At 73.1% G+C, this 23,428-nt stretch carries 19 protein-coding genes; 12 read left to right on the forward strand and 7 right to left on the reverse strand.

Annotated elements, in window-relative coordinates:
* The first annotated feature begins 312 nt into the window (after positions 1–312).
* Both rsgA and DTB53_RS10775 read left to right on the forward strand, forming a co-directional pair.
* Complete coding sequence (gene rsgA, locus DTB53_RS10770; RefSeq protein ID WP_042495790.1) at positions 313–1,473, forward strand: ribosome small subunit-dependent GTPase A; 1,161 nt, start codon at positions 313–315, stop codon at positions 1,471–1,473.
* 68 nt (positions 1,474–1,541) lie between these two features.
* Positions 1,542–3,041 (forward strand): DNA-3-methyladenine glycosylase 2 family protein, encoded by a 1,500-nt coding sequence (locus tag DTB53_RS10775; RefSeq protein ID WP_042495787.1) that lies wholly within the window; start codon positions 1,542–1,544, stop codon positions 3,039–3,041.
* On the opposite strand, the gene DTB53_RS10780 is transcribed toward DTB53_RS10775, so the two are convergent.
* Positions 2,966–3,448, reverse strand: a complete 483-nt coding sequence (locus tag DTB53_RS10780) for a DUF456 domain-containing protein (protein ID WP_003965407.1) — start codon at positions 3,446–3,448, stop codon at positions 2,966–2,968. The two genes, DTB53_RS10775 and DTB53_RS10780, sit on opposite strands and share 76 nt — an antisense overlap.
* Before the next feature lie 80 nt (positions 3,449–3,528).
* Positions 3,529–4,521, reverse strand: a complete 993-nt coding sequence (locus DTB53_RS10785) for a helix-turn-helix transcriptional regulator (protein WP_003965406.1) — start codon at positions 4,519–4,521, stop codon at positions 3,529–3,531.
* Positions 4,522–4,961: 440 nt separating this feature from the next.
* On the opposite strand from DTB53_RS10785, the gene DTB53_RS10790 reads away from it, so the two are divergent.
* The 3 genes from DTB53_RS10790 (at position 4,962) to DTB53_RS10800 (ending at position 8,931) form a co-directional block, all read left to right on the forward strand.
* The gene (locus DTB53_RS10790) at positions 4,962–6,695 is read left to right on the forward strand and encodes a protein phosphatase 2C domain-containing protein (RefSeq protein WP_042498231.1); all 1,734 of its coding nucleotides are present in this window, start codon (positions 4,962–4,964) and stop codon (positions 6,693–6,695) included.
* A 112-nt stretch (positions 6,696–6,807) separates the two neighbouring features.
* Positions 6,808–8,550, forward strand: coding sequence for a pyruvate dehydrogenase (locus DTB53_RS10795; protein WP_003965404.1), 1,743 nt, complete (start codon positions 6,808–6,810; stop codon positions 8,548–8,550).
* Positions 8,551–8,673: 123 nt separating this feature from the next.
* On the forward strand, positions 8,674–8,931 hold the full coding sequence (locus DTB53_RS10800; RefSeq protein WP_042495784.1) for a hypothetical protein: 258 nt from the start codon (positions 8,674–8,676) through the stop codon (positions 8,929–8,931).
* A gap of 130 nt (positions 8,932–9,061) precedes the next feature.
* Here DTB53_RS10800 and DTB53_RS10805 read toward each other — a convergent pair whose 3' ends face one another.
* Positions 9,062–9,496, reverse strand: coding sequence for a guanyl-specific ribonuclease (locus DTB53_RS10805; RefSeq protein ID WP_012378477.1), 435 nt, complete (start codon positions 9,494–9,496; stop codon positions 9,062–9,064).
* 356 nt (positions 9,497–9,852) lie between these two features.
* On the opposite strand from DTB53_RS10805, the gene DTB53_RS10810 reads away from it, so the two are divergent.
* Positions 9,853–10,218 carry an ATP-binding protein gene (locus DTB53_RS10810; RefSeq protein WP_030703811.1) on the forward strand — a complete coding sequence of 122 codons (366 nt, stop codon included), beginning with the start codon at positions 9,853–9,855 and terminating at the stop codon, positions 10,216–10,218.
* A 24-nt stretch (positions 10,219–10,242) separates the two neighbouring features.
* Here the strand turns inward: DTB53_RS10810 and DTB53_RS10815 are convergent, their stop codons facing one another.
* On the reverse strand, positions 10,243–11,340 hold the full coding sequence (locus DTB53_RS10815; RefSeq protein ID WP_003965400.1) for a DUF2637 domain-containing protein: 1,098 nt from the start codon (positions 11,338–11,340) through the stop codon (positions 10,243–10,245).
* A 192-nt stretch (positions 11,341–11,532) separates the two neighbouring features.
* Positions 11,533–12,381, reverse strand: a complete 849-nt coding sequence (locus tag DTB53_RS10820; protein ID WP_003965399.1) for a (2Fe-2S)-binding protein — start codon at positions 12,379–12,381, stop codon at positions 11,533–11,535.
* Positions 12,382–12,527: 146 nt separating this feature from the next.
* On the opposite strand from DTB53_RS10820, the gene DTB53_RS10825 reads away from it, so the two are divergent.
* Positions 12,528–13,382 (forward strand): GntR family transcriptional regulator, encoded by an 855-nt coding sequence (locus tag DTB53_RS10825; RefSeq protein ID WP_012378475.1) that lies wholly within the window; start codon positions 12,528–12,530, stop codon positions 13,380–13,382.
* Between the two features lie 42 nt (positions 13,383–13,424).
* Here DTB53_RS10825 and DTB53_RS10830 read toward each other — a convergent pair whose 3' ends face one another.
* Together DTB53_RS10830 and DTB53_RS10835 are read right to left on the reverse strand one after the other, a co-directional pair.
* The gene (locus tag DTB53_RS10830; RefSeq protein WP_030703816.1) at positions 13,425–14,210 is read right to left on the reverse strand and encodes a hypothetical protein; all 786 of its coding nucleotides are present in this window, start codon (positions 14,208–14,210) and stop codon (positions 13,425–13,427) included.
* Positions 14,211–14,383: 173 nt separating this feature from the next.
* Positions 14,384–16,117: a PucR family transcriptional regulator ligand-binding domain-containing protein gene (locus tag DTB53_RS10835; protein WP_012378473.1), complete on the reverse strand. Its 1,734-nt coding sequence runs from the start codon at positions 16,115–16,117 to the stop codon at positions 14,384–14,386.
* Positions 16,118–16,452: 335 nt separating this feature from the next.
* Between DTB53_RS10835 and DTB53_RS10840 the strand changes: the two genes are divergently transcribed.
* From DTB53_RS10840 to DTB53_RS10860, 5 genes are all read left to right on the forward strand, one after another.
* Positions 16,453–17,343: an FAD binding domain-containing protein gene (locus DTB53_RS10840; RefSeq protein WP_003965395.1), complete on the forward strand. Its 891-nt coding sequence runs from the start codon at positions 16,453–16,455 to the stop codon at positions 17,341–17,343.
* 2 nt (positions 17,344–17,345) lie between these two features.
* The gene (locus DTB53_RS10845) at positions 17,346–17,945 is read left to right on the forward strand and encodes a (2Fe-2S)-binding protein (protein ID WP_003965394.1); all 600 of its coding nucleotides are present in this window, start codon (positions 17,346–17,348) and stop codon (positions 17,943–17,945) included.
* Positions 17,942–20,410, forward strand: coding sequence for a xanthine dehydrogenase family protein molybdopterin-binding subunit (locus tag DTB53_RS10850; protein ID WP_012378472.1), 2,469 nt, complete (start codon positions 17,942–17,944; stop codon positions 20,408–20,410). The genes DTB53_RS10845 and DTB53_RS10850 overlap by 4 nt, the downstream gene beginning before the upstream one ends.
* Positions 20,411–20,745: 335 nt before the next feature.
* The gene (locus DTB53_RS10855; RefSeq protein ID WP_003965392.1) at positions 20,746–22,203 is read left to right on the forward strand and encodes an NCS2 family permease; all 1,458 of its coding nucleotides are present in this window, start codon (positions 20,746–20,748) and stop codon (positions 22,201–22,203) included.
* 35 nt (positions 22,204–22,238) lie between these two features.
* Entirely contained in the window at positions 22,239–23,381 is a 1,143-nt protein-coding gene (locus DTB53_RS10860) for an XdhC family protein (protein WP_003965391.1), read from the forward strand.
* Positions 23,382–23,428: the final 47 nt, after the last annotated feature.

Genomic DNA, 23,428 nt, shown 5'->3' on the forward strand with positions numbered 1-23,428 from the left:
CGATCGAGGGAGATCTGCCCCCAACTCCGGCGAACGCCCCGGTCCGGCCACCTCCATCGGAGGTGCGCGGAAAAGCCGTTGACGCCGCCCCCGGCGACCCGGCTAATCTGTCCACTGCTCCGGGCGCCGCCATGACGCCCGCTGCACTCAGACGGAAAGAACCAGGAGGTGAGGACATTGATGACTGTCGTTGCGATGGGCGCTGCCCACAACCGGAAGAACATCATCCTCATCCCCGTGGCCACCGGCTGACCGACTTCCTCATTCCCGCGCCGAGCGCGCGTGCCGGGGCCACCCTGTGAAGGGTTTCCCTTGTCTTTCTCGTCTCTCACCGCTCCTTCCTCCTCCGCCTCCTCGCACCCGCTGACGCCGTACGGCTGGGACGAGGACTGGGCGGCTGCCTTCTCCCCTCACGCCGAACAGGGGCTCGTGCCGGGACGCGTCGTGCGCGTGGACCGCGGTCAGTGCGACGTGATCACCGCCGACGGCCCCGTCCGCGCCGACACCGCGTTCGTCGTGCCCCGTGACCCGATGCGGATCGTCTGCACCGGCGACTGGGTGGCCCTCGACGCCGACGGCGATCCGCGCTTCGTCCGTACGCTGCTGCCCCGCCGCACCGCGTTCGTCCGCTCCACCTCCTCCCAGCGGTCCGAGGGCCAGGTCCTCGCCACCAACATCGACCACATCGCCATCTGCGTCTCGCTCGCCGTCGAGCTGGACCTCGGCCGCCTGGAGCGCTTCCTGGCGCTCGCTCTGTCCAGCTCCAGCGGCGCCGCCCTGCTCGGCGACGGGCGGGACGCGGGCCACAGCCCCGAACCGGTCGTGCTGCTCACCAAGGCGGACCTGGTGCCGGACCCGGCCACCCTGGCCCACCTCGTCCAGGACGTCGAGGCGATCGCCCCCGGCGTCCAGGTGCTGCCCGTCAGCTCCACCACGGGCGAGGGGCTCGACGTCTTCGGCGCCGTCGTCTCCGGTGGCACGAGCGTGCTCCTCGGGATCTCCGGCGCGGGAAAGTCGACCCTGGCCAACACCCTGCTCGGCCAGGACGTCATGGACGTGCGGGCGGCCCGGGAGGTCGACGGCAAGGGCCGGCACACCACGACCACCCGCAATCTGCTCGTCCTGCCGCACGGGGGCGTCCTCATCGACACCCCCGGACTCCGCGGAGTGGGCCTGTACGACGCCGGGACCGGTGTCGGCGAGGTGTTCTCCGAGATCGAGGAGCTGGCCGCCCGATGCCGGTTCCACGACTGCGCCCACCGGGCCGAGCCGGGGTGCGCCGTCCTCGCCGCCCTGGAGGACGGGATCCTGCCCGAGCGGCGGCTCGACAGCTACCGCAAGCTGGTCCGCGAGAACCAGCGGATCGTCGCCAAGACCGACGCCCGGGTGCGCTCCGAGATCCTGCGGGACTGGAAGCGCAAGGGAGCCGAGGGGCGCGCGGCGATGCAGGCCAAGCGCGGCCGGGTGCGGTAGCACGGCCCGGCTCGACGTCCGAATTCCGCGAGTGCGGCAGCACCGGCTGCCGCACACTGGACGGTGTGATGGACGAACGGACCAGGTACGAGGCGGTCAGCAGCCGCGACGCGCGGTTCGACGGAGCGTTCTTCTTCGCCGTATCCACCACCGGCATCTACTGCCGGCCGAGCTGCCCCGCCGTCACACCCAAACGCGCCAACGTGCGCTTCTACCCCACCGCGGCGGCGGCCCAGGCGGGCGGCTTCCGGGCCTGCCGCCGCTGCCGGCCGGACGCCGTACCCGGCTCCGCCGAGTGGAACGTCCGCGCGGACGTCGTCGGCCGGGCCATGCGCCTCATCGGCGACGGAGTGGTGGACCGCGAGGGCGTCCCCGGACTCGCCGGGCGCCTCGGCTACAGCGCCCGGCAGGTCCAGCGCCAGCTCAACGCCGAGCTGGGCGCGGGGCCGGTCGCGCTCGCCCGGGCCCAGCGCTCCCACACCGCCCGGGTACTCCTCCAGACCACCGGGCTGCCGGTCACCGAGATCGCCTTCGCCGCGGGGTTCGCCAGCGTCCGGCAGTTCAACGACACCATCCGGCAGATCTACGCCCGCACGCCCAGCGCCCTGCGGGCCGAGGCCGGTACGGGGCTCGGCGGCGGACGCCGCGACGGGGTCAGGGCCGGGATCCCGCTGCGGCTGGCCCACCGGGGCCCGTACGCCACCGTCGCCCTGTTCGACCTGCTGGCCGCGGAAGCCGTCGCCCGGATCGAGGAGGTGACCGGCCCGCCAGGCCGCCGCACCTACCGGCGCACTCTGCGTCTGCCGTACGGGGCCGGGCTCGTCGCGGTCGACGAGACCCCGGCCGGCGGCCCCTGGCTGGAGGCCCGGATCCAGCTCACCGACCTCCGCGACCTGACCACCGCCGTCCAGCGCACGCGCCGCCTGCTCGACCTGGACGCCGACCCGTACGCGGTGGACGAGGCGCTGGCCGCCGACCCCCGGCTCGCCCCGGTGGTCGCCGCCCGCCCCGGGCTGCGGTCCCCGGGCGCGGCCGACCCGGAGGAGGCCGCGGTGCGGACCCTCGTGGGGCGCGTGGCCGCCGGGGAGCTGGTCGAGCGGTACGGGAAGGCGCTGGACGTGCCGTGCGGCGGGCTCACCCATGTGTTCCCGGAGCCGGGCGTGCTCGCCGGCGGCGCCGAGGACCCGGCCCTCGCGGCCCTCGCCGCCGCGCTCGCCGACGGAGGGGTGCGGCTGGACGCCGGGGCCGACCGCGAGGAGGCGGAACGGGCGCTGCTGGCGCTGCCCGGGATCGACCGCCGCACCGCCGCCCTGATCCGGATGCGGGCGCTCGGGGACCCCGACGTGGACCCGTACGGAACGCCGGGGGCGGAGCGGTGGCGGCCCTGGCGCTCCTACGCCGTACGTCATCTGGAGGCGGAAGCCCGGGCGGCGGCGCGGGAGGAGGAGGCGGGGGCGGCCGTCGTCGGCCGACCGGGCCCGGGGCGCTCCCGTCAGCCCCAGAGCACCGCGCCCAGCCAGGCGCCCGCCACCAGCAGGCAGCAGAACAGCTCCACCAGCACCGCGTAGCCCGTCGCCCGCATGACCGAGCGCACGGACGCCCAGCCGGCGCCGCGGCTCCCCAGCCGCAGCCGCTCCGCGCCGAAGATGGCCCCCACGTACCCGAGGATCCCGCCGACCACGGGCACGACGAAGAACCCCACGATCCCGGCGACCCCGCCGATCATCAAGGTCCGGCGGGGCGCCCCGGACTCGCCCGGGCGGCGGGGTGGCAGCACCGGTTTGAGCGCCTGGTTCAGCAGCATCAGGGCCGTCGCGCCGATCAGGACGCCCCAGGCGGCCGGCGCCATGTCCGTCAGGGCCCACCACAGCACCGCCGCCCAGACGATCGCCTGACCCGGCACGCCCGGCACCAGCACCCCGACCAGGCCCAGCAGCATGACCAGGCCCACGGCGACGAGCTGCCACACACTCATCTGACCAGCCTGCCGGAGAGTGCCCCGCTCCGCCCGTCAGCGGACCCCGGCCACCTGCGGCGACCTGCGCCGATGCGAGGTCAGGCCGGATCGGTCCGGGCCACCCAGCCACGCTCGTACGCATGCCAGCCCAGCTGGAGCCGGGTCGAGACCCCCGTGAGCTCCATCAGGCCCTTGACGCGGCGCTGCACGGTCCGCAGCCCCAGGTCCAGCTGCTTGGCCACGCTGGCGTCCGTCAGCCCCGCCAACAGCAACGAGAGGATCTCCAGATCCGTCGGGTCCGGCCCGGCCCCGTCCTCGCGCACTCCGCCGCCGCCCTCGCCCAGCCGCAACGGCATCGCCTCCCGCCACACGGCCTCGAAGAGGCCCATCAGCGACTCCAGGAGACCGCTGGCGTGCACGACCAGAGCGGCGGGCTCCGCGCCCCGGGCGGTCAGCGGGACCATCGCGAGGCTCCCGTCGGCCACCACCAGCTTCGTCGGCACCCGGTCGACCACCCGGCACTGCTCGTCCCTGCTCAGCGCCGCCGACAGCTCCAGGATCCCGAACGGCGTCGACAGCACCTCACGTTCGACCACCACCCGGTAGCTCACCCCGCGCGAGGTCGCCCGTTCCTCGGACTCGTTCTCCATCCCGGTCACGGCGATCGGTTTGCCCGTCACCAGGGCGCACACCTCCGACACCGCCCCCAGCTGGAGCTGGTGGAAGCGCTGGGCGACGGCGCCCGCCCCCGTCACCACCTCCACCAGGTCGTGCACCGCGGGTTCGCTCGCCTCCGCCCGGTACTCCTCGGCGAGCAGCGCGGACGCCAGCTCGGCCTGCTCCAGCTCGTGCCGCTGCTGGATCAGCAGCGCGCCGAGCGCCACCCCGGGCGGCGCCGCCACCCAGCGGCCCGGCCGGGCCGAGGACTGTGCCGCCAGGCCCTGCTGCTCCAGCCGCCGCAGCACCCGTTCGGCGTCCGCCTCGGGCAGCGCCAGCCGGTGCGCGAGATCGGCGAGCTCCGCGGCTCCCGCCGCGACGAGCGCGCGGTACGCGGTCTCCTGTCTCTCGTCGAGACCTATGGCCCCCAGCATTCTCCGACCTCCCCGGGTGTGGTGATCGCGCATCGAGGCGCCCCTGCGACGGGTCCCCGGTGGCGGGAAGAGGCCACGGCGCAAACCCGCCGCTCACATCATCCCCCGTACCTCCGACCCCTCCGCCACCGTGGCGCCACCGCAGCACCGACATCCCCCGGAATACCGCCCGTTGGTTCGCTTCGCTCCGGATTGCCCGGGGGAGGGCGATACGCCCGTCGAGGCCCGCTGCGCGGTCGCCTCCGCGCGGTCGGTGCCGGCCGCCCGACCGGACCGTCGGCCGCGTGGAGGCGACCGGGAGCGCGTCCCGCCGCGGACGGGGCCGAGCGACGCGAACGCCGCCGGGCGCCCTTCCACGGGGTCGCCCGGCGGAGTCCTGGACGCGCCGCATTTTCCCGATGTCCCGTTCTCGGGGCACCTGTGCGGTGGACAATATGGGCATGAGTCAGCAGGGGGAGAAGCCCGCCGCCCATGAGGACGACTGGTGGCGCAAGCTGTACGACGAGACCGCGCACGACACCGGTCCCGGCCGTGCTGCCGACAGCCTCGACGACCGCTTCGACTCCGTGTCGGACACGGTGAGCGGTCCGGCGACCGGTCAGGAGGGCGGCCCGGCCGGAGACCACCGGGACACCGGTCCCGAGACCGCCCGGGACACGTACGGCGACGCGTACGAGGACCCCTACGCCGACCGGTACGAGGAGCCGGAGGCCGACCTCCTCGAGGACGTCCGCCCGGAGGCGTACCGGCCGCCGCACGGGCGGAGCCGGTCCGTGGTGGCGCAGCGGGAGCCGTGGCCGGACGCGGTCCCGGACCCTGTCCCGGATCCCGCAGCGGCTTCCGGCCCCGTGCCCGACCCGCCCGACCCCCGGTCGGCCCGGGACCCGGACGCGCCGCGCCACCGGCGTCCTTCCACCGCGGCCGTAACGGAGCGGAATCCGGTGCCGGAGGCGGCTCCCGGGCCGGCTCCCGTGCCGGATCCCGTGCCGGAGCCGGTGCCGGACCGTCCGGTGCCGGTGCCGGCGGCAACCGCCGGGCCGCAGCCGGTGGCCCCTCGCACCACCGTCTTTCCCGCCCCCTGGGAGGCGCCCGCCGGGCAGCCGGGGCCCCGGACGTTCGCCGCCCCGCGCCCGCCGGAGCCGTCCGGGCCCGACCCGAGCGCCCGGCGCGTACCCCCGCCGGATCCCGCCGACGACGCAGCGGCCGACGTCCGCCCGTCCGTCAGCCACCTCGGGGACCGGCCGCCCACCTACGACGCCGAGCCCGCCGCCCTGCCCTCCGCCACCTCGGAGAATCTGGACGGCCTCGTCCCCGACACCGTCCTGGACGGCGCGCGGTACGGGACGTACACCCTGCGCACCGCCTCCGTACGCGGTGACTCCGCCCGCTTCCGCGGCGAACCCCGGCGCGACGGGCTGCTCACCGCCCGCTTCGGGACGGCCGAGAGCGCCCTCGTCCTCGTCGCGGTGGCGGGCGGCGACCGGGCCGGGGAAGCGGCCCACCTCGCCGCGGCCGACGCCTGCCGCTGGATCGGCGGGGCCGTCGCCCGCAGCCACCTCCGGCTCTCCGAGGACATAAGAGCGGGCCGCCGGAGCGACCTGAAGGCCGGGCTGCACCGGCTCACCGACCGTACGTACGGCAAGCTGCGCGCCCGCGCCGCCGAACTCGGCGTCGCACCGGACGCGTACACCGCGAGTCTCCGGTGCCTGCTGCTGTCCGCCGACCCCGACTGCCGCACCCGGGTCGTCTTCGGCGTCGGCAGCGGCGGCCTCTTCCGCCTCCGCGACGGAGTCTGGCAGGACCTGGAGCCCGTCACTCCGGGGGGCGGCGGTCCGCGGGCGGGCGACACCCACGAGGAGAGCCCGGACGGCGACCGGCTGACCATGGACCTCCAGATCGCCGCACCGCCGTCGCCGAACGCCGAAGGCCCCGCCCGGCAGCCCGCCGAGCCCTTCCGCTTCCGGGCCTCCGTGGCGCGTCCCGGCGACACGCTGCTGCTGTGCAGCAACGGACTTGCCGAGCCGATGCGGGGCGAGCCGGCGCTCCCCGGGGAGCTCGCCGGGCGCTGGGGGAGCGCCGGACCGCCCGGACTGCCCGCCTTCCTCGCCGACACCCAGCTCCGGATCAAGGGGTACGCCGACGACCGCACCTGCGCCGCGGTCTGGGAGGCGTAACCGCGCACGCCGTGGGTTGATGGATCCCGGAGCCCGGCGCAGCGGTGTTTCGGGCTCCGGAGTCCGGACAGCCGAAGTGCACGGAGCACGGGCAAGGAAAGGGTGCGCACCCATGGCCAAGCAGAACGTGGCGGAGCAGTTCGTCGACATCCTCGCCAGGGCGGGCGTCAAACGCCTCTACGGCGTCGTCGGCGACAGCCTGAACCCCGTCGTGGACGCCATCCGGCGTAACCCGGCCGTCGACTGGATCCACGTCCGCCACGAGGAGACCGCCGCGTTCGCGGCCGGCGCGGAGGCGCAGATCACCGGTGACCTCGCGGCCTGCGCCGGCTCCTGCGGGCCGGGCAACCTGCACCTCATCAACGGCCTGTACGACGCGCACCGCTCCATGGCCCCGGTGCTGGCCCTCGCCTCGCACATCCCCTCCAGCGAGATCGGTCTCGGCTACTTCCAGGAGACCCATCCGGAGCTGCTGTTCCAGGAGTGCAGCCACTACAACGAGATGATCTCCAACCCGGAGCAGATGCCGAGGCTGCTCCAGACGGCGATCCAGCACGCCATCGGGCGCGGCGGGGTCAGCGTCGTCTCGATGCCCGGCGACATCGCCTCCAGGACCGCTCCCGAGAAGAGCGTGGAGCACGCCCTCGTCACCACGCGGCCGACCGTACGGCCCGGCGACGACGAGATCGACAAGCTCTGCCGCATGGTGGACGAGGCCAAACGGGTGACCCTGTTCTGCGGCAGCGGCACGGCGGGGGCGCACGCCGAGGTCATGGAGTTCGCCGAGAAGATCAAGTCCCCGGTCGGGCACGCGCTGCGCGGCAAGGAGTGGATCCAGTACGACAACCCGTACGACGTCGGGATGAGCGGGCTGCTCGGTTACGGCGCCGCGTACGAGGCGACCAACGAGTGCGACCTGCTCATCCTGCTCGGCACGGACTTCCCGTACAACGCCTTCCTCCCGGACGACGTGAAGATCGTCCAGGTCGATGTGCGCCCCGAGCACCTCGGCCGCCGCTCCAAGCTCGACCTCGCGGTCTGGGGCGATGTGCGCGAGACCCTGCGCTGCCTGACGCCCCGGGTGAAGCCCAAGTCCGACCGCAAGTTCCTCGACCGGATGCTGAAGAAGCACGCGAACGCCCTGGAGGGCGTGGTCAAGGCCTACACCCGCAAGGTCGAGAAGCACGTTCCGATCCACCCGGAGTACGTCGCCTCCGTGCTGGACGAGATGGCCGACGAGGACGCCGTGTTCACCGTCGACACCGGCATGAACAACGTGTGGGCCGCCCGCTATCTCACGCCCAACGGCAGGCGCAGGGTGATCGGCTCGTTCAGCCACGGCTCGATGGCCAACGCCCTGCCGCAGGCGATCGGCGCCCAGTTCACCGACCTGGACCGGCAGGTCGTCGCGATGTCCGGCGACGGCGGATTCTCCATGCTGATGGGCGACTTCCTCACCCTGGTCCAGTACGACCTGCCGGTGAAGGTCGTCCTGTTCAACAACTCCTCCCTCGGGATGGTCGAGTTGGAGATGCTCGTCGCGGGCCTCCCCTCGTACGGGACGACCAACAAGAACCCCGACTTCGCCGCCATCGCCCGGGCGGCCGGCGCCTACGGCGTACGCGTGGAGAAGCCCAAGCAGTTGCAGGGGGCGCTCAAGGACGCCTTCAAGCACAAGGGCCCCGCACTCGTCGACGTGGTCACCGACCCGAACGCGCTCTCCATCCCGCCGAAGATCAGTGCCGACATGGTCACCGGCTTCGCACTCTCCGCCAGCAAGATCGTGCTCGACGGGGGAGTGGGCCGCATGCTCCAGATGGCCCGCTCCAACCTCCGTAACGTGCCCCGGCCCTGAGGCGTGTCCCGGAGCCTCGTCCGGATCGTGTCGGGTCGAAGCAGCTGCACCGCAACCGCACCGAGGCCCGGCGGCGTCCTGCTCGGCAGGTCGTGGGAGCGACCGGGGGCGAGGAGGAGACACATGGCCACCAAGGAACAACTGACCGAGGACGGCTTGGCGTTCCTCGGCCTTCCATCCGGTGCGGGGGTGAGGGTCGTCGAGCTGGCGGACGGCACGGGCGTGTGCGTCGTACAGACCGGGCGCGGCGGCGGCAAGGTGTACGTCGCACCGGACCGGACCGTTCTGTTCGTGCCGTCCGGCTCGGACTTCGACACCGGTCTCGCGGCTTTCCTCGGTGGCGCGCGAACCCCCGCGAGGGGGGTCGGGGGCAGGAACTGAAGGCTCGGGGCCGGATCGGGCCGGGCCCCTCACCGGAGGGTCGTCGTCGTGCGTGACGGCTCCACGGGAAGGTACCCGGGCCGCCGGGCCGGGGAGCGCGCGGCACGCGCGCGACGCTCCCCGGAGGGGGTCAGCAGTCGTGGTCGACCCGATCGAACGAGGCGTAGTGGTCGGCGGTGTAGTAGTCCTCCTCCACCTGCTCACCGGTGACGATCCGGCGGGCGCCGCGGGTGTCGGAGCCGGGCGTGATGACCGTGTACTCGTGGTAGTAGCCGGTGGACTGGCCGGGCAGCAGGCCTTCGCGGTTCTGGAAGACAGTGCCGTCCTGCTCGAAGGGGAACGGACCGCCCCGCTCGATGAGATCCAGGGTGTCGTGCGCCTGGGACGGCAGGGCGGAGTAGCAGATGCTGCCGACCGCGGCCGCCCGGAAGGCGGTCGCGGAGTGGGCGGTGGGGGCGGCGGCCGGGGTGGCCGCCTGGGCGGCGACCGGACCTGAGGTGAGGAGGACGACGGACAGGAGGGCGGCCGAGCCGCCGAGCCGAGAGATGCGTGGGGGGAGGCGCATGCCATCATGATGACGCGCGTAGAAGTCGGCTCGTCAACGTCAACTCGGACGAATTCGCGGGATGTTGACCGGAGCTGCGCCTATGTGGTGATGGCGTGCGCGGGTGGGATGTTCCGTGCGCCCCTCGCCGCTCCTGACCGTTCACCTATTGATGGCTCGACAAGCGTGACCGTGTACGTACAGGGGCATGCATCCCGTGAGGCTGTTCGACGGGCGGCCGGATCAGAGGAGGTCGGTTCACTGTGCGGGCGGGGGAAATGGCGAAGCGTCAGAGAAGGACCGCGGTCGTCGAGGGGCGTGGCCCCCGGGGCCGGAGACCGGGCGAGGGGCCGCCGCCGACCCGGATGCGCCGCAGGGTGGGTCACACCGAACGGTCGGCGGTGGGCGAAGTCCGCAGGGAACTGCGGGAGTTCCTCCGGGGCAGCTCCGACGAGGAGCGGACCGAGGCGGCGGAACTGCTGGTGAGCGAGCTGGTGACCAACGCTCTCATCCACACCCGGCACGGAGCCGTGGTCACCGCCACGGCGACACCGGCCCGACTGAGGGTGGAGGTCCAGGACTTCGCGTCGGAGGATCTGCCCGCGCCGTACGTACCGAACGCCGACGACGGTACGCACGGCAGGGGCCTGATCCTGGTCCGGAGCCTGGCCGACGCCTGGGGCGTGGAGGCACAGGCCCTGGGCAAGGTCGTCTGGTTCGAGCTGCACGGCGGAAGGCCCTGAGGGCTCATCCGCCGTGCGGTGCTCTCAGCCGAACTGCTGCTCCAGATCCTTCAGTTTCTGTTCCAGCGAGTCGAGCCGGGGGAGTGTCTGGGTGTCGTCCTCGGCCGTGAGGTCGACGGTCCTCGGGTCACCTCCCTGGTTCGGCGCGTCCAGGATCTTCGAGCTCGAACCGTCCGCCTGTTTCGGGCCGACGGCTTGCAGGGATGGCCGGGGTCGCAGGGGCAGCTGACCCGGCTCCGCTATGGCGGGCTCCGCTACGGCCGGCGCACCGGCCGAGGCCGCAGCGAGCGCGGGCACGTCCACCTGCTGCCCGGCCCGTCCGCCGCGTCCCCAGACCCGGTTCTGCCGGTTCAGGGCCTTGATGCGGGCCCGGTCCAGCTTCTCCTGGTCGCGTCGGCGCAGCCGGTCCTGCTCACGCTCCCTGCGGTCCTCCCGCACCTCGTCCACCGCCTCGTCCAGGGTGCGGACGCCCTCCAGGAGCATCAGCGACCAGGCGCCGAAGGTCTCCCGGGGCGCACGCAGCCAGCGGACGATCCGGATCTGCGGCAACGGGCGGGGCACCAGGCCCTGTTCGCGCAGCGCGGCGCGGCGTGTCTGCTTCAGCGCGCGGTCGAACAGCACCGCGGCCGAGAGGGACATCCCCGCGAAGAAGTGCGGTGCGCCCGCGTGGTCCATGCCCCGGGGGGCGTGCACCCAGTTGAACCAGGCGGCGGCCCCGGCGAAGGTCCACACCAGCAGCCGGGAGCCGAGCGCCGCGTCTCCGTGGCTCGCCTCCCGCACGGCCAGCACGGAACAGAACATCGCGGCCCCGTCCAGTCCGAACGGGACCAGGTACTCCCAGCCTCCGGTGAGGTTCAGGTTCTGCCGGCCGAAGCCGACGAGCCCGTGGAAGGAGAGCGCGGCGGCGACCGCCGCGCAGCAGAACAGCAGGACGTAACTCGCGGTGGCGTACAGCGCTTCCTTGCGTCTGCGGCGCTCCTCGCTGCGTTCCCAGGAGTCGTCGGCCGCGGCCTTGCCGGCGGCACGCTTGCCGCGTGCGACCACCGTCACCGCCGCCATGACCCCCACGAGCAGTACGGCGCCCGGAAGCAGCCAGTCAAGCGATATGTCGGTCAGTCTCATGCGCGGTCCCTTGCGTCACGTAGGGCGTTTCGTGCGCCATCGTGACGGAATTCCCGTCCCGCTCCGGTGGTTTCGGGACAAGAGCACGCCATGGGGGTGGGAGAGGCCATCGATGGGTGGAATCTTCTCGAACGACCGCCCGGTCGAGCCGGTTCGCGTTCGATTCCGCGTCATCCGGACGGGCGGAGTGGATCAGGAAGCGGCCGCGAGCCTGCGCACCCGGTCCGCGTCACAGGTACGCGGGCAGGTCACACAGGTGTCCTCGGGGCGCAGGGTGTAGAAGAGGCAGCAGCTCGCCCGGTCCCGGGTCGGCAGCGACTGCCCGTCGGGCCCGGTCAGTTCACGGAAGCCCGCGGTGCCGACGTACGGCTTCGTCGTGCCGGGGAGCAGCAGCTCCAGCTCCGCCATCGCGCGCCGCTCCTCGCCCAGCAGATGCGCGATGTACCAGAGGCCCTCGACGATCTCGTCGGTCGCCATCCCCCACAGGGCCCGCTTCCCGCGCCGCATGCGCGGCCCGAAGCCCTCCAGCACCGGACCCAGGTGCTCGGTCAGGGCGGCCAGGACCTCGGCCCGCAGCGCCGCCTCGTCCGGGACGACCCGGGCCCCGGGCAGGGTGGCGGCCGGATCGTCCGGCAGGCAGGCGAACTCCCCCACCCGCACGGTCAGGTGTCCCAGCGCCCGCTGGAAGGCCACGTCCTCCACCGGGATCCGCGGCACCCGGCGCTGGAGGAACCAGGGCACCGTCACCAGCAGGCAGGCGGGCCAGGCGTACCGGTGGAGACCGAAGCTCGCCACCACGTCCGGACGGGCCTGCTGCCCGTAGTCCCGCAGCACCTGGGCGTTGTCCCAGGCGAGGAAGGCGTCCACGGCGGGACCGCCGGCGGCCAGCTCCGCCGCGCCGACCCAGCCCGCTCCGGACGGGGCCACGGCGTCGCCGTCGAGCACGTCGGCCCGCAGACCGGGGAACACCTCGGTCAGGCGGGTGTACGCGGCGGTCACGGGGGACGTCGCGGTGCCGGTGAACGGCGGAGAGAGGGTCATGCAGGGGACCACCGAATCGGGATCGTTTGCAGGTAAGGCTTACCTTACCCGATGCCATCGATGTTTGAACCGCAGCCTCCTCCCTCTATCGTGCACAGGAGGCCCGGCGCACGCGAGTCGGACCGCGGCAGGCGGAGGAGGTCCGGGTGGAGCAGGGCAGCGCGCGCGAGAGCGCACGTGCGGCGTACGCCCTGGGAGCGTTCCCGCGCACCGCGGCCGACGGCCGGATGCCGGAGTGCCGGGTGCCGGAACAGAGCCGGGGCGAGCGGCCCGGGTGCGAGCCGACCGGGTCCGGGCGGGCCGGCGGGCGACCGGCCGGGGAGGAACAGGCCGCCCGGGGCGAGCACATTCACGGCGAGCCCGCCGCCCCCCGTGCCGCCGTCCGGCGCCACTCGGTCCGCGGTCAGATCCTGGACGCCCTGCGCGCCGCGCTCGTCGACGGGGAGCTGGTGCCCGGCCGGGTGTACTCCGCCCCCGCGCTCGGCGCCCGCTTCGGGGTCTCCGCCACACCGGTGCGCGAGGCCATGCAGCGGCTGGCCGTCGAGGGAGCCGTCGAGGTCGTGCCCAACCGCGGCTTCCGGGTCAGCGAACGCGGCCCCCGCGAGCTGGCCGAACTGGCCGAGGTGCGGGCGCTGATCGAGGTCCCGGTGATGCTGGGCCTCGCCCGTACGGTCCCGGCCCACCGCTGGAGCGCCCTGCGCCCGCTGGCCGAGGCCACGGTCACGGCGGCGGCCGTCGGCGACCGGGCCGCCTACGCCGAGTCGGACCGGGCCTTCCACCGCGCGGTCCTCACGCTGTCGGGCAACGAGCAGCTCGTGACCGTCGCCGACGAACTGCACCGGCGCTCCCAGTGGCCCCTGGTGTCGGGCCCCGCCACCCGCCGGGCCGACCTGCTGGCCGACGCCTCCGAGCACACCGCCCTGCTCGACGCCCTCGTCTCCCAGGACCTCACCGTCGTCCAGGCCCTGGTCCGCGAGCACTTCGCCGGCGCCGACGGCTGACCGGTCCGGTGCCCGCGGCCCCGGGGGCCCGGACGGTCCGGCTCAGCCCGCCTCGGCGGCGGGGCGCGGGGCCGGGGGACCCAGGTGGGGAGCCAGCCAGGTGGGCACGCCGCCCAGCAGCCGGAACAGCCGGCCGGCCTCGGCCCGCAGCCGCGCCGCCTCCGGCTCCTCCTCCGTCTCCGCGAGCGAGATCAGCGCCGGGGCCGTGCCGACCAGGAACCCCAGCTCCTCCCGGATCCGCAGCGACTCCGCGAAGCCGTGCCGGGCCTCGGCCGCCTCCCCCTCGCGCAGGGCCAGCGCCGCCAGGTGTCGCCAGGTGGACGAGAGGAGCAACGCGTCGCCCAGGTTCGCCGCACCGGCGTGCGCCCGGCGGAAGGCGGCGCGCGCCGACTGCGGCGAATCCGCGATGTTCTGGGCGATCAGTCCGCGCCGGAAGTCCAGCAGCGGCCGGGCCGGGGACGCCGGGGCCAGCAGCGCCGCCGACCGGCTCAGCGCGACGCTCGCCTCGTCGGCCCGGTCCCGTACCGCGAGGAGGGTCGAGGCGTACGCCAGATGGCCCCGCTCGGAGGCGGCGGACCCGCGCTCGTCGTCGCTGCGGGCGATGGCCTCCGCGGTGCGCAGGGCGTCCTCGGCGTCGGTCCAGCCCTGTCCGGTGTAGAGGCACCGCTCGGTCAGCAGCGCGGTGCGCTGGAGAGCGGCGGCCGGACCGGTGCGCGCGTCGTGCTCCAGCAGTGCTGCCGCGTCCGTCCAGCAGGCGCGTGAGCGCAGCCGCCATACCGCGGTCTGGAGCGGAGGATCGTCATCTGCTGTCGTTCCGGAACCAGACATGGCGGTATGCGCCACATTGCCCTCCCCGAGCGCGCCATTGTGCTGTTGGGTACGGCGCATCTCAGCATGGATCGGCACTCCGGGCCAAGGGGTCCGGACAATGTCAGGTGAAAGATTTCACAATCGGCCGGAGCGCGACGGGGCCCCGCCGGGCCCCGTGCGCCGCCGGAAGATCAGCTCATGCGCAGGGCGAGGAAGAAGTCGAGCTTGTCCTCCAGGCGCGAAAGGTCACGCCCCGTCAACTGCTCGATGCGGCCGACGCGATAGCGCAGCGTGTTGACGTGCAGGTGCAGCCGGGCCGCGCAGCGGGTCCAGGACCCGTCGCAGTCCAGGAAGGCCTCCAGCGTCTCGATCAGCTCCGCCCGGTGGCGCCGGTCGTAGTCCCGCAGCGGGTCCAGCAGCCGGGCGGTGAAGGCGCGCCGGACGTCGTCGGGGACGAACGGCAGCAGCAGCACGTGCGAGGCCAGTTCGTGGTGGCCGGCCGCGCAGACCCGACCCGGGCGGGCCGCGGCCACCCGGCGGGCGTGCCGGGCCTCCTCCAGCGCGCCGCGCAGCCCTTCGGCGGAATGCACGGCCGCGCTGACACCCAGTGTCAGCCGGCCGTCGTCGGCGAGCCCCGCGGAGAGCGGTTCGCGTACGAAGGCGAGCAGCGCGTCGGCGTGCAGCCCGGGATCCGCGTCGAGGGCGTCGGCGTCCCCGTCGCCCGCGGCACCCTCCCCGGGATCCGCCGCCACGGTGGTGGGCGTGGGGAGCGGCACCAGGGCGATGGCCTCCTCGCCCGTGTGGGCGACGGCGATCCGGTCGGCCGAGTCGGGGCCGCTGACCGCCGGGTCGACGAGGATCTCCTCCAGCAGCGCCTGTGCCACCGGGCCGCTCGCGATGTCGTCCCCGGCGCCCACCTGGTCCCCGGAGCTCCAGTCGACCCGGGCCACCACGACCTGCCACTGCGGGGCCACCCCGAGGCCGGGCAGCAGGACCGGTGCGGCGACCCGCAGCCTCGCCGCGATCTCGGCGGGGGCGGCACCCGCCTGGACCAGCTCCAGCACCTCCTGGGCGAGCCTGCGGCGTACCGTACGGGCCGCGTCGCGGCGGTCGCGCTCGACCGCGATCAGCTGGGTGACGCCCTGGAGCAGGTCGAGCCGGGCGGCGGGCCAGTCCGAGGCGTCGGCCTCGACCGCCAGCAGCCAGTCGGAGAGCACCGACTCGCGCACGTCGCGGGCGGCCGGCACCGCGCCCCGGCCGGTGTTCCGGATCGGGAAGAGGGAGTACGTCGTGCCGGCGACGGCCGCCCGGTGCGGACCCCGGCGGCCGGTACGGGTCGCGGCCAGGTGGTGCCCGGCCAGCGCCGCGCCCAGCGGTCCGGGCAGCGGGGCCCCCGCCCCGGCGATCTGGCGGCCGGTGGGGGAGAGGACCCAGGCACGCAGGTCCAGGTCGGAGGTGAGGAGGTCCAGGACCACCTCGGGGCCGCCGCCCGCCGGGCCCGAGGTCATCAGCCGTCGGTGCCGGTCCACCACGGCCGCCAGATCACCCGCCCGCTCACCGGACACCTGCCGGACGACGTACTCGGTGATCGTTGCGAAAGCAACGGTCTCGTTCACGGCGAAGAGGGGGAGGCGGTGCTGCCGGCAGGCCTCGACCAGATCGCCGGGGATGTCGCCGAGCTCCGCCTCGCCGGCCGCGAGACCGGCCACCCCGGCGCCCGCGAGGATCCGGACGAACGGCTCGGAGTCCTCGGTGTCCCGGCGCCAGGCGAGGCCGGTGAGCACCAGCTCCCCGCCGGAGAGGTAGCGGCTGGGATCGCGCAGGTCGGTCGTCATGACGCCGCGGACCGAGCGGTCCAGCTCGTCCTCGCCGCCGAGCAGCCGCAGGCCCAGCGCGTCGGTCTCCAGCAGTGCGCGCAGCCGCATCTCGTCGCCGCCGATCTTTCCGTAGGGGAGCAGGTGAAGTGGGTGAAGGAGCAGGTGGGGGTGGGAGGGGGTGAAGGAGGTCGTGGGGTGGGGGAGCCGGGAGCGATCCGGGTAACTGTCGATTGCGGCGAGGTCGCTGATTCCCGCCATTCGTTCGAATCTACAAGACGAGGACGGACACCAGCCAACTCCTTCAGTGTTTCGGTGACTGCACCGGTAGGAGCAGGGCTTGTGTACTGGGCCACACACCACGTGAACACTCGATGAACGAGCCAGTCGAGGCAGGCCGTCCCCGGCCCCGGCGAACGACCCGATTGAGAAGAAGAGAGCCACTCATGGACTTCCTTCGCCCCGCCAGCTGGGAGGAGGCGCTCGCCGCCAAGGCCGAGCACCCCACCGCTGTGCCCATCGCGGGCGGCACCGATGTGATGGTCGAGATCAACTTCGACCACCGGCGGCCCGAGTACCTCCTGGACCTGAACCGCATCGGTGAGCTGTCCGAGTGGGAGGTGGGCCAGGAGAGCGTGCGGCTCGGCGCCTCCGTGCCGTACAGCAGCATCATGGAACACCTGCGCGCCGAACTGCCCGGTCTGGCGCTCGCCTCGCACACCGTCGCCTCCCCGCAGATCCGCAACCGCGGCGGCGTCGGCGGCAACCTCGGCACCGCCTCGCCGGCCGGTGACGCACACCCGGCCCTCCTCGCGGCCGACTGCGAGGTCGAGGCCGAATCCGTACGCGGTACGCGGCTGATTCCCATCGACGCTTTCTACACAGGGGTCAAGCGCAACGCCCTGGAGCCGGACGAGCTGATCCGCGCCGTGCACATCAGGAAGGCCGACGGACCCCAGCAGTACTCCAAGGTCGGCACCCGCAACGCCATGGTCATCGCCGTCTGCGCGTTCGGCATCGCCCTGCACCCCGAGACCCGCACCGTGCGCACCGGCATCGGCTCCGCGGCCCCGACGCCCATCCGGGCCAAGGAGGCCGAGGAGTTCCTGAACGCCGCGCTCGAAGAGGGCGGGTTCTGGGAGAACGGCAAGATCATCACCCCCGCCATCGCCCAGCAGTTCGCCGCCCTCGCGTCCGGCGCCTGCAACCCGATCGACGATGTGCGCGGCACCGCGAGGTACCGCAGGCACGCGGTCGGCATCATGGCCCGCCGCACGCTCGGCTGGACCTGGGAGCAGTACCGCGGCGTCGGCCGCACGCTGGAAGGAGCCGCGTAACCATGCGAGTCAATTTCACGGTCAACGGCCGTCAGCAGGAAGCCGACGACGTCTGGGAGGGCGAGTCCCTCCTCTACGTCCTGCGCGAGCGCATGGGCCTGCCCGGCTCCAAGAACGCCTGCGAGCAGGGCGAGTGCGGATCCTGCACCGTCCGCCTGGACGGCGTCCCGGTCTGCGCGTGCCTGGTGGCCGCCGGCCAGGTCGAGGGCCGCGAGGTCGTCACCGTCGAGGGCCTCGCCGACTACGCCAAGCACCGCGAGGACGCCCACCCCGGCGGCGGCTGCGCCTCCGGCGCGTGCGGCACCACCCTGGACGCGGCCAAGCGCTGGCAGTCCAGGCCCACCGACGGCCAGACCGGCGAGGCCGTCGAACTGGCCCCGATCCAGCAGGCGTTCATCGACGCCGGAGCCGTCCAGTGCGGCTTCTGCACCCCCGGCCTGCTGGTCGCCGCCGACGAACTGCTGGAGAACACCCCCTCGCCGTCCGACCAGGACATCCGCGAGGCCCTCTCCGGCAACCTGTGCCGCTGCACCGGCTACGAGAAGATCCTCGACGCGGTCCGCCTCGCGGCCGCCCGCCAGGGAGAGGCGGCCCAGTCATGACGACGCGCCCCGAAGCCACCACGCGCCCCGAAGCCACGACGCGCCCCGCCGCCACGACGCCGAAGGCCCAGAACACACCGTCCGGCACGCCGACGAAGATCACCCAGGGTTCGCCCACCAAGGGCGGCATCGGCGAGTCCACGCTCCGCCCCGACGGCACCCTCAAGGTCACCGGAGAGTTCGCCTACTCCTCCGACATGTGGCACGAGGACATGCTGTGGGGCCAGACCCTGCGCTCCACCGTCGCCCACGCGGAGATCGTCTCCATCGACACCTCCGAGGCGCTGGCCACCTCCGGCGTCTACGCGGTGATGACGTACGACGACCTGCCCGCCGCGATGAAGAACTACGGCCTGGAGATCCAGGACACGCCGGTGCTCGCCCACGGCAAGGTCCGCCACCACGGCGAGCCGGTCGCCATCGTCGCCGCCGACCACCCGGAGACCGCGCGCCGCGCCGCCGCCAAGATCAGGATCGAGTACCGCGAGCTGCCGCTCATCACCGACGAGGCCTCGGCGACCGCCCCCGACGCCGTGCTCGTCCACGAGGGCCGCGACGACCACCACATCGGCCACGTCCCGCACCCCAACATCGTCCACCGCCAGCCCATCATCCGCGGCGACGCCGACGAGGCGGCGAAGCGCGCCGACGTCATCGTCACCGGCGAGTACACCTTCGGCATGCAGGACCAGGCCTTCCTCGGCCCCGAGTCCGGCCTCGCCGTGCCCTCCGAGGACGGCGGCGTCGAGCTGTACGTCGCCACCCAGTGGCTCCACTCGGACCTCGGCCAGATCGCCCCCGTCCTCGGCCTGCCCGAGGACAAGGTCCGTATGACGCTCTCCGGCGTCGGCGGCGCCTTCGGCGGTCGCGAGGACATCTCGATGCAGATCCACGCCTGCCTGCTGGCGCTCCGCACCGGCAAGCCCGTCAAGATCGTCTACAACCGGTTCGAGTCCTTCTTCGGACACGTCCACCGGCACCCGGCGAAGCTGCACTACGAGCACGGCGCCACCAAGGACGGCAAGCTCACCCACATGAAGTGCCGCATCGTCCTGGACGGCGGGGCCTACGCCTCCGCCTCCCCGGCGGTCGTCGGCAACGCCTCCTCGCTCTCGGTCGGCCCGTACAAGATCGAGGACGTCGACATCGAGGCGGTCGCCCTCTACACCAACAACCCGCCCTGCGGCGCGATGCGCGGCTTCGGCGCGGTCCAGGCCTGCTTCGCCTACGAGGCGCAGATGGACAAGCTCGCCGCGAAGCTCGACATGGACCCGGTGGAGTTCCGGCAGCTCAACGCCATGGAGCAGGGCACGCTGCTGCCCACCGGCCAGGTCTGCGACTCGCCGGCCCCGGTCGCCGAACTGCTGCGCCGGGTCAAGGCCCGGCCGCTGCCGCCCGAGCAGGAGTGGCTGACCGCCGGCGCCGCCGGCACCTCCGTCGACGTACGCGCCCTGCCCGGCGGACTCTCCAACACCACCCACGGCGAAGGCGTCGTGCGCGGCGTCGGCTACGCGGTCGGCCTGAAGAACGTCGGCTTCTCCGAGGGCTTCGACGACTACTCCACCGCCCGGGTGCGGATGGAGGTCATCAACGGCGAGCCGGTCGCCACCGTGCACACCGCGATGGCCGAGGTCGGCCAGGGCGGCGTCACCGTGCACGCCCAGATCGCCCGCACCGAACTCGGCGTCAACCAGGTCACCATCCACCCCGCCGACACCCGCGTCGGCTCCGCCGGATCCACCTCCGCCTCCCGCCAGACATACGTCACCGGCGGCGCGGTCAAGAACTCCTGCGAAGCCGTCCGGGAGAAGGTCCTGGAGCTGGGCCGCACCAAGTTCGGCACCTACCACCCGGCCTGGGCCACCGCCGAACTCCTCCTGGAGGGCGGCAAGGTCGTCACCGACGGCGGCGAGGTCCTCGCGGACCTGGCCGACGTCCTGGAGGACGAGGCGATCGACATCGAGCTGGAGTGGCGCCACCGGCCCACCGAAGCCTTCGACCTCCGCACCGGACAGGGCAACGGCCACGTCCAGTACTCCTTCGCCGCCCACCGCGCGGTCGTCGAGGTCGACACCGAGCTCGGCCTGGTCAAGGTCATCGAACTGGCCTGCGCCCAGGACGTCGGCAAGGCGCTCAACCCGCTCTCCGTCCTGGGCCAGATCCAGGGCGGCACCCTCCAGGGCATGGGCGTCGCGGTGATGGAGGAGATCATCGTCGACCCGAAGACCGCGAAGGTGCGCAACCCCTCCTTCACGGACTACCTGCTCCCCACCATCCTCGACACGCCGACCATCCCCGTCGACGTGCTCGAACTCGCCGACGAGCACGCCCCGTACGGGCTGCGCGGCATCGGCGAGGCCCCCACCCTGTCGTCCACCCCGGCCGTCCTCGCGGCGATCCGGAACGCGACGGGTCTGGAGCTCAACAGGACACCGGTGCGGCCCGAACACCTCACCAGCACCTGAGCGACCCGCCGGGCGGCCTCCCACCGGTCGCCGCCCGGCGGCTCCGAGCGGTCCCCCCCCGAACTCTCCGGGCGGTGCGCAGCGCCGAGAACGTCACACTTTTCCGCACCCCGCACCGCCCGGAGGCATCAAGCACCGCACCGCTCGCGGTTCTTCACAGCCGTGCCCGAGAGCACGGCAGCGCCTCACGGATCATCCGTGCCGCCGGCACATCCGTTCTGCTTCAACAGTCCGTCCCGGCCGTCCCCGGGTCGTGCAGCCGACGCAGTCATCCCAAATCCCGCATTCAGGAATCTCCAAGCGGGTGCCCCTGTGAACCTTGGGAGTCAGGCATCATGACCCAGCAGTCAGTGGAACCGAAGACCAGTCCGGAAGGCGCGGGCCCCGGCTCGCGCGTCCCCGCCGGAAGATCATGGCTCGACCGGTACTTCCACATATCCGAACGAGGATCCACGGTCGCGCGCGAGCTGCGCGGCGGCGTCACGACCTTCATGGCCATGGCGTACATCCTCCTGCTCAACCCGATCATCCTGGGCGGGGAGGACGTCAACGGCGACCTCCTCAGCCAGCCCGGCCTGATCACCGCGACCGCCTTCGCGGCGGCGGCGACGACCCTGCTCATGGGCTTCGTCGGCAAGGTGCCCCTGGCGCTCGCCGCCGGGCTCAGCGTCTCCGGTGTGCTCGCCTCGCAGGTCGCGCCCAACATGACCTGGCCGCAGGCCATGGGCATGTGCGTGATCTACGGTGTGGTGATCTGTCTCCTGGTGGTCACCGGCCTCCGTGAGATGATCATGAACGCGATCCCCCTCGCCCTCAAGCACGGCATCACCATGGGCATCGGGCTCTTCATCGCCCTCATCGGCCTCTACAAGGCCGGATTCGTCCACCAGGGCAAGGCGACCCCCGTATCCCTCGGCCCCGCCGGTGAACTCGCCGGCTGGCCCGTCCTCATCTTCTGCGTGACCCTGCTGCTCATCTTCATGCTCCAGGCGCGCAACATCCCCGGCGCGATCCTCATCGGCATCGCCGTCGGCACCGTGGTCGCGATCGTCATCAACGCGATCGTCGACATCGACCCGAAGTCGTGGAGCAGCGGCCCGCCGGAGCTGGAGGGCAGCGCGGTCTCCACCCCCGACTTCTCGCTCTTCGGCAACGTGGAGTTCGGCGGCTGGGGCGACGTCGGCGTGATGACGGTCGGCATGATCGTCTTCACCCTGGTGCTGGCCGGCTTCTTCGACGCGATGGCCACCATCATCGGCGTCGGCACCGAGGCCAAGCTCGCCGACGACAAGGGCCGCATGCCGGGCCTGTCCAAGGCGCTGTTCATCGACGGCGCGGGCGGCGTGATCGGCGGTGTCGCCTCCGGCTCCGGCCAGACGGTCTTCGTCGAGTCGGCCACCGGCGTCGGCGAAGGGGCCCGGACCGGGCTCGCCTCCGCCGTGACGGGTCTCTTCTTCGCTGCCTGCCTCTTCTTCACCCCGCTCACCGCGATCGTGCCGACCGAGGTGGCCTCCGCCGCCCTCGTCGTCATCGGCGCGATGATGATGCAGAACGCCCGGCACGTCGACTGGAGCGACCGCTCGGTCGCCATCCCGGTCTTCCTGACCGTGGTCCTGATGCCCTTCACGTACACCATCACCACCGGTGTCGCCGCGGGTGTCATCGCGTACAGCGCCATCAAGCTCGCCCAGGGCCGGGCCCGCGAGGTCGGGGCCTTCATGTGGGGGCTGACGGTGATCTTCATCGTCTTCTTCGCCCTCAACCCGATCGAGAGCTGGCTGGGCGTCCACTGACGCCCGGGCCCCCTTCCCGCCTAAGGAGACACGCCATGCTGGACATCGCCGAGGAGCTGCACCGGTGGGTCTCGCAGGGACGCGAGTTCGCCGTCGCCACCGTCGTGGCGGTCGGCGGCAGCGCGCCCCGGCAGCCCGGAGCCGCCCTCGCCGTCGACCGCGACGGCACGGCCATCGGTTCGGTGTCCGGCGGCTGCGTGGAGGGGGCCGTCTACGAACTGTGCCAACAGGCCCTGGACGACGGGAAATCCGTCCGCGAGCGCTTCGGCTACAGCGACGAGGACGCCTTCGCGGTCGGTCTGACCTGCGGAGGCGTCATCGACATCCTGGTGACACCGGTACGGACGGACGATCCCGCCCGCCCGGTGTTCGCCGCCGCGCTCGCGGCCGCCGCGGAGGGGGCGGCGGCCGCCCTGGCCCGGGTCACGGACGGACCCGGTGAACTGCTCGGCCTGCCGCTCCTGGTCCACCCCGACGGGAGTCGCCGGGGCGGGCTCGGCGGCCACCCGGCGCTCGACCGGACCGCCGCCGCCGAGGCCCGGGCCCTGCTGGACGCGGGCCGCACCGGGCCGCTCGCCATCGGCGCGGAGGGCTCCCGCTGCGGTCGGCCCATCGAGCTGCTGGTCGAGTCCAGCGTCCCGCCGCCGCGCATGATCGTGTTCGGCGCCATCGACTTCGCCGCCGCACTGGTCCGCGCCGGGAAGTTCCTCGGCTACCGGGTCACCGTCTGCGACGCCCGCCCGGTCTTCGCCACAGCGGCCCGCTTCCCCGAGGCCGACGAGATCGTCGTCGACTGGCCCCACCGCTACCTCGCCGGAACCGCGACCGACGCGCGTACGGTGCTCTGCGTCCTCACCCACGACGCCAAGTTCGACATTCCCCTCCTGGAGACCGCCCTGCGCCTCCCGGTCGCCTACGTCGGCGCGATGGGCTCCCGCCGCACCCACCTGGACCGCGACGAACGACTGCGCGAGGTCGGCCTCACCGACCGCGAACGGGCCCGGCTGCACTCGCCGATCGGCCTCGACCTGGGCGCCCGCACACCGGAGGAGACGGCCCTGTCCATCGCCGCCGAGATCGTCGCGGTCCGGCGCGGCGGCAGCGGCGTACCGCTCACCGGGGCCCACACCCCGATCCACCACGACAGCAGTGGACAGCCGCTCGCCACGGTGGCCTGAAACGCCGGAAACGCCCGTCAACACCCCGTCCAGCCAGGGCGGGTTAC

Origin of the sequence: Streptomyces griseus (assembly GCF_900460065.1) — a bacterium.
Lineage (GTDB): Bacteria > Actinomycetota > Actinomycetes > Streptomycetales > Streptomycetaceae > Streptomyces > Streptomyces griseus.

Bases quoted from the DNA above. Each gene is read 5' to 3' on its own strand.
- DTB53_RS10775 (WP_042495787.1), top strand. From the start codon at position 1,542: ATGGACGAACGGACCAGGTACGAGGCGGTCAGCAGCCGCGACGCGCGG.
- DTB53_RS10780 (WP_003965407.1), bottom strand. From the start codon at position 3,448: ATGAGTGTGTGGCAGCTCGTCGCCGTGGGCCTGGTCATGCTGCTGGGC.
- DTB53_RS10785 (WP_003965406.1), bottom strand. From the start codon at position 4,521: ATGCTGGGGGCCATAGGTCTCGACGAGAGACAGGAGACCGCGTACCGC.
- DTB53_RS10790 (WP_042498231.1), top strand. From the start codon at position 4,962: ATGAGTCAGCAGGGGGAGAAGCCCGCCGCCCATGAGGACGACTGGTGG.
- DTB53_RS10795 (WP_003965404.1), top strand. From the start codon at position 6,808: ATGGCCAAGCAGAACGTGGCGGAGCAGTTCGTCGACATCCTCGCCAGG.
- DTB53_RS10800 (WP_042495784.1), top strand. From the start codon at position 8,674: ATGGCCACCAAGGAACAACTGACCGAGGACGGCTTGGCGTTCCTCGGC.
- DTB53_RS10805 (WP_012378477.1), bottom strand. From the start codon at position 9,496: ATGCGCCTCCCCCCACGCATCTCTCGGCTCGGCGGCTCGGCCGCCCTC.
- DTB53_RS10815 (WP_003965400.1), bottom strand. From the start codon at position 11,340: ATGAGACTGACCGACATATCGCTTGACTGGCTGCTTCCGGGCGCCGTA.
- DTB53_RS10820 (WP_003965399.1), bottom strand. From the start codon at position 12,381: ATGACCCTCTCTCCGCCGTTCACCGGCACCGCGACGTCCCCCGTGACC.
- DTB53_RS10830 (WP_030703816.1), bottom strand. From the start codon at position 14,210: ATGTCTGGTTCCGGAACGACAGCAGATGACGATCCTCCGCTCCAGACC.
- DTB53_RS10835 (WP_012378473.1), bottom strand. From the start codon at position 16,117: ATGCGGCTGCGCGCACTGCTGGAGACCGACGCGCTGGGCCTGCGGCTG.
- DTB53_RS10840 (WP_003965395.1), top strand. From the start codon at position 16,453: ATGGACTTCCTTCGCCCCGCCAGCTGGGAGGAGGCGCTCGCCGCCAAG.
- DTB53_RS10845 (WP_003965394.1), top strand. From the start codon at position 17,346: ATGCGAGTCAATTTCACGGTCAACGGCCGTCAGCAGGAAGCCGACGAC.
- DTB53_RS10850 (WP_012378472.1), top strand. From the start codon at position 17,942: ATGACGACGCGCCCCGAAGCCACCACGCGCCCCGAAGCCACGACGCGC.
- DTB53_RS10855 (WP_003965392.1), top strand. From the start codon at position 20,746: ATGACCCAGCAGTCAGTGGAACCGAAGACCAGTCCGGAAGGCGCGGGC.
- DTB53_RS10860 (WP_003965391.1), top strand. From the start codon at position 22,239: ATGCTGGACATCGCCGAGGAGCTGCACCGGTGGGTCTCGCAGGGACGC.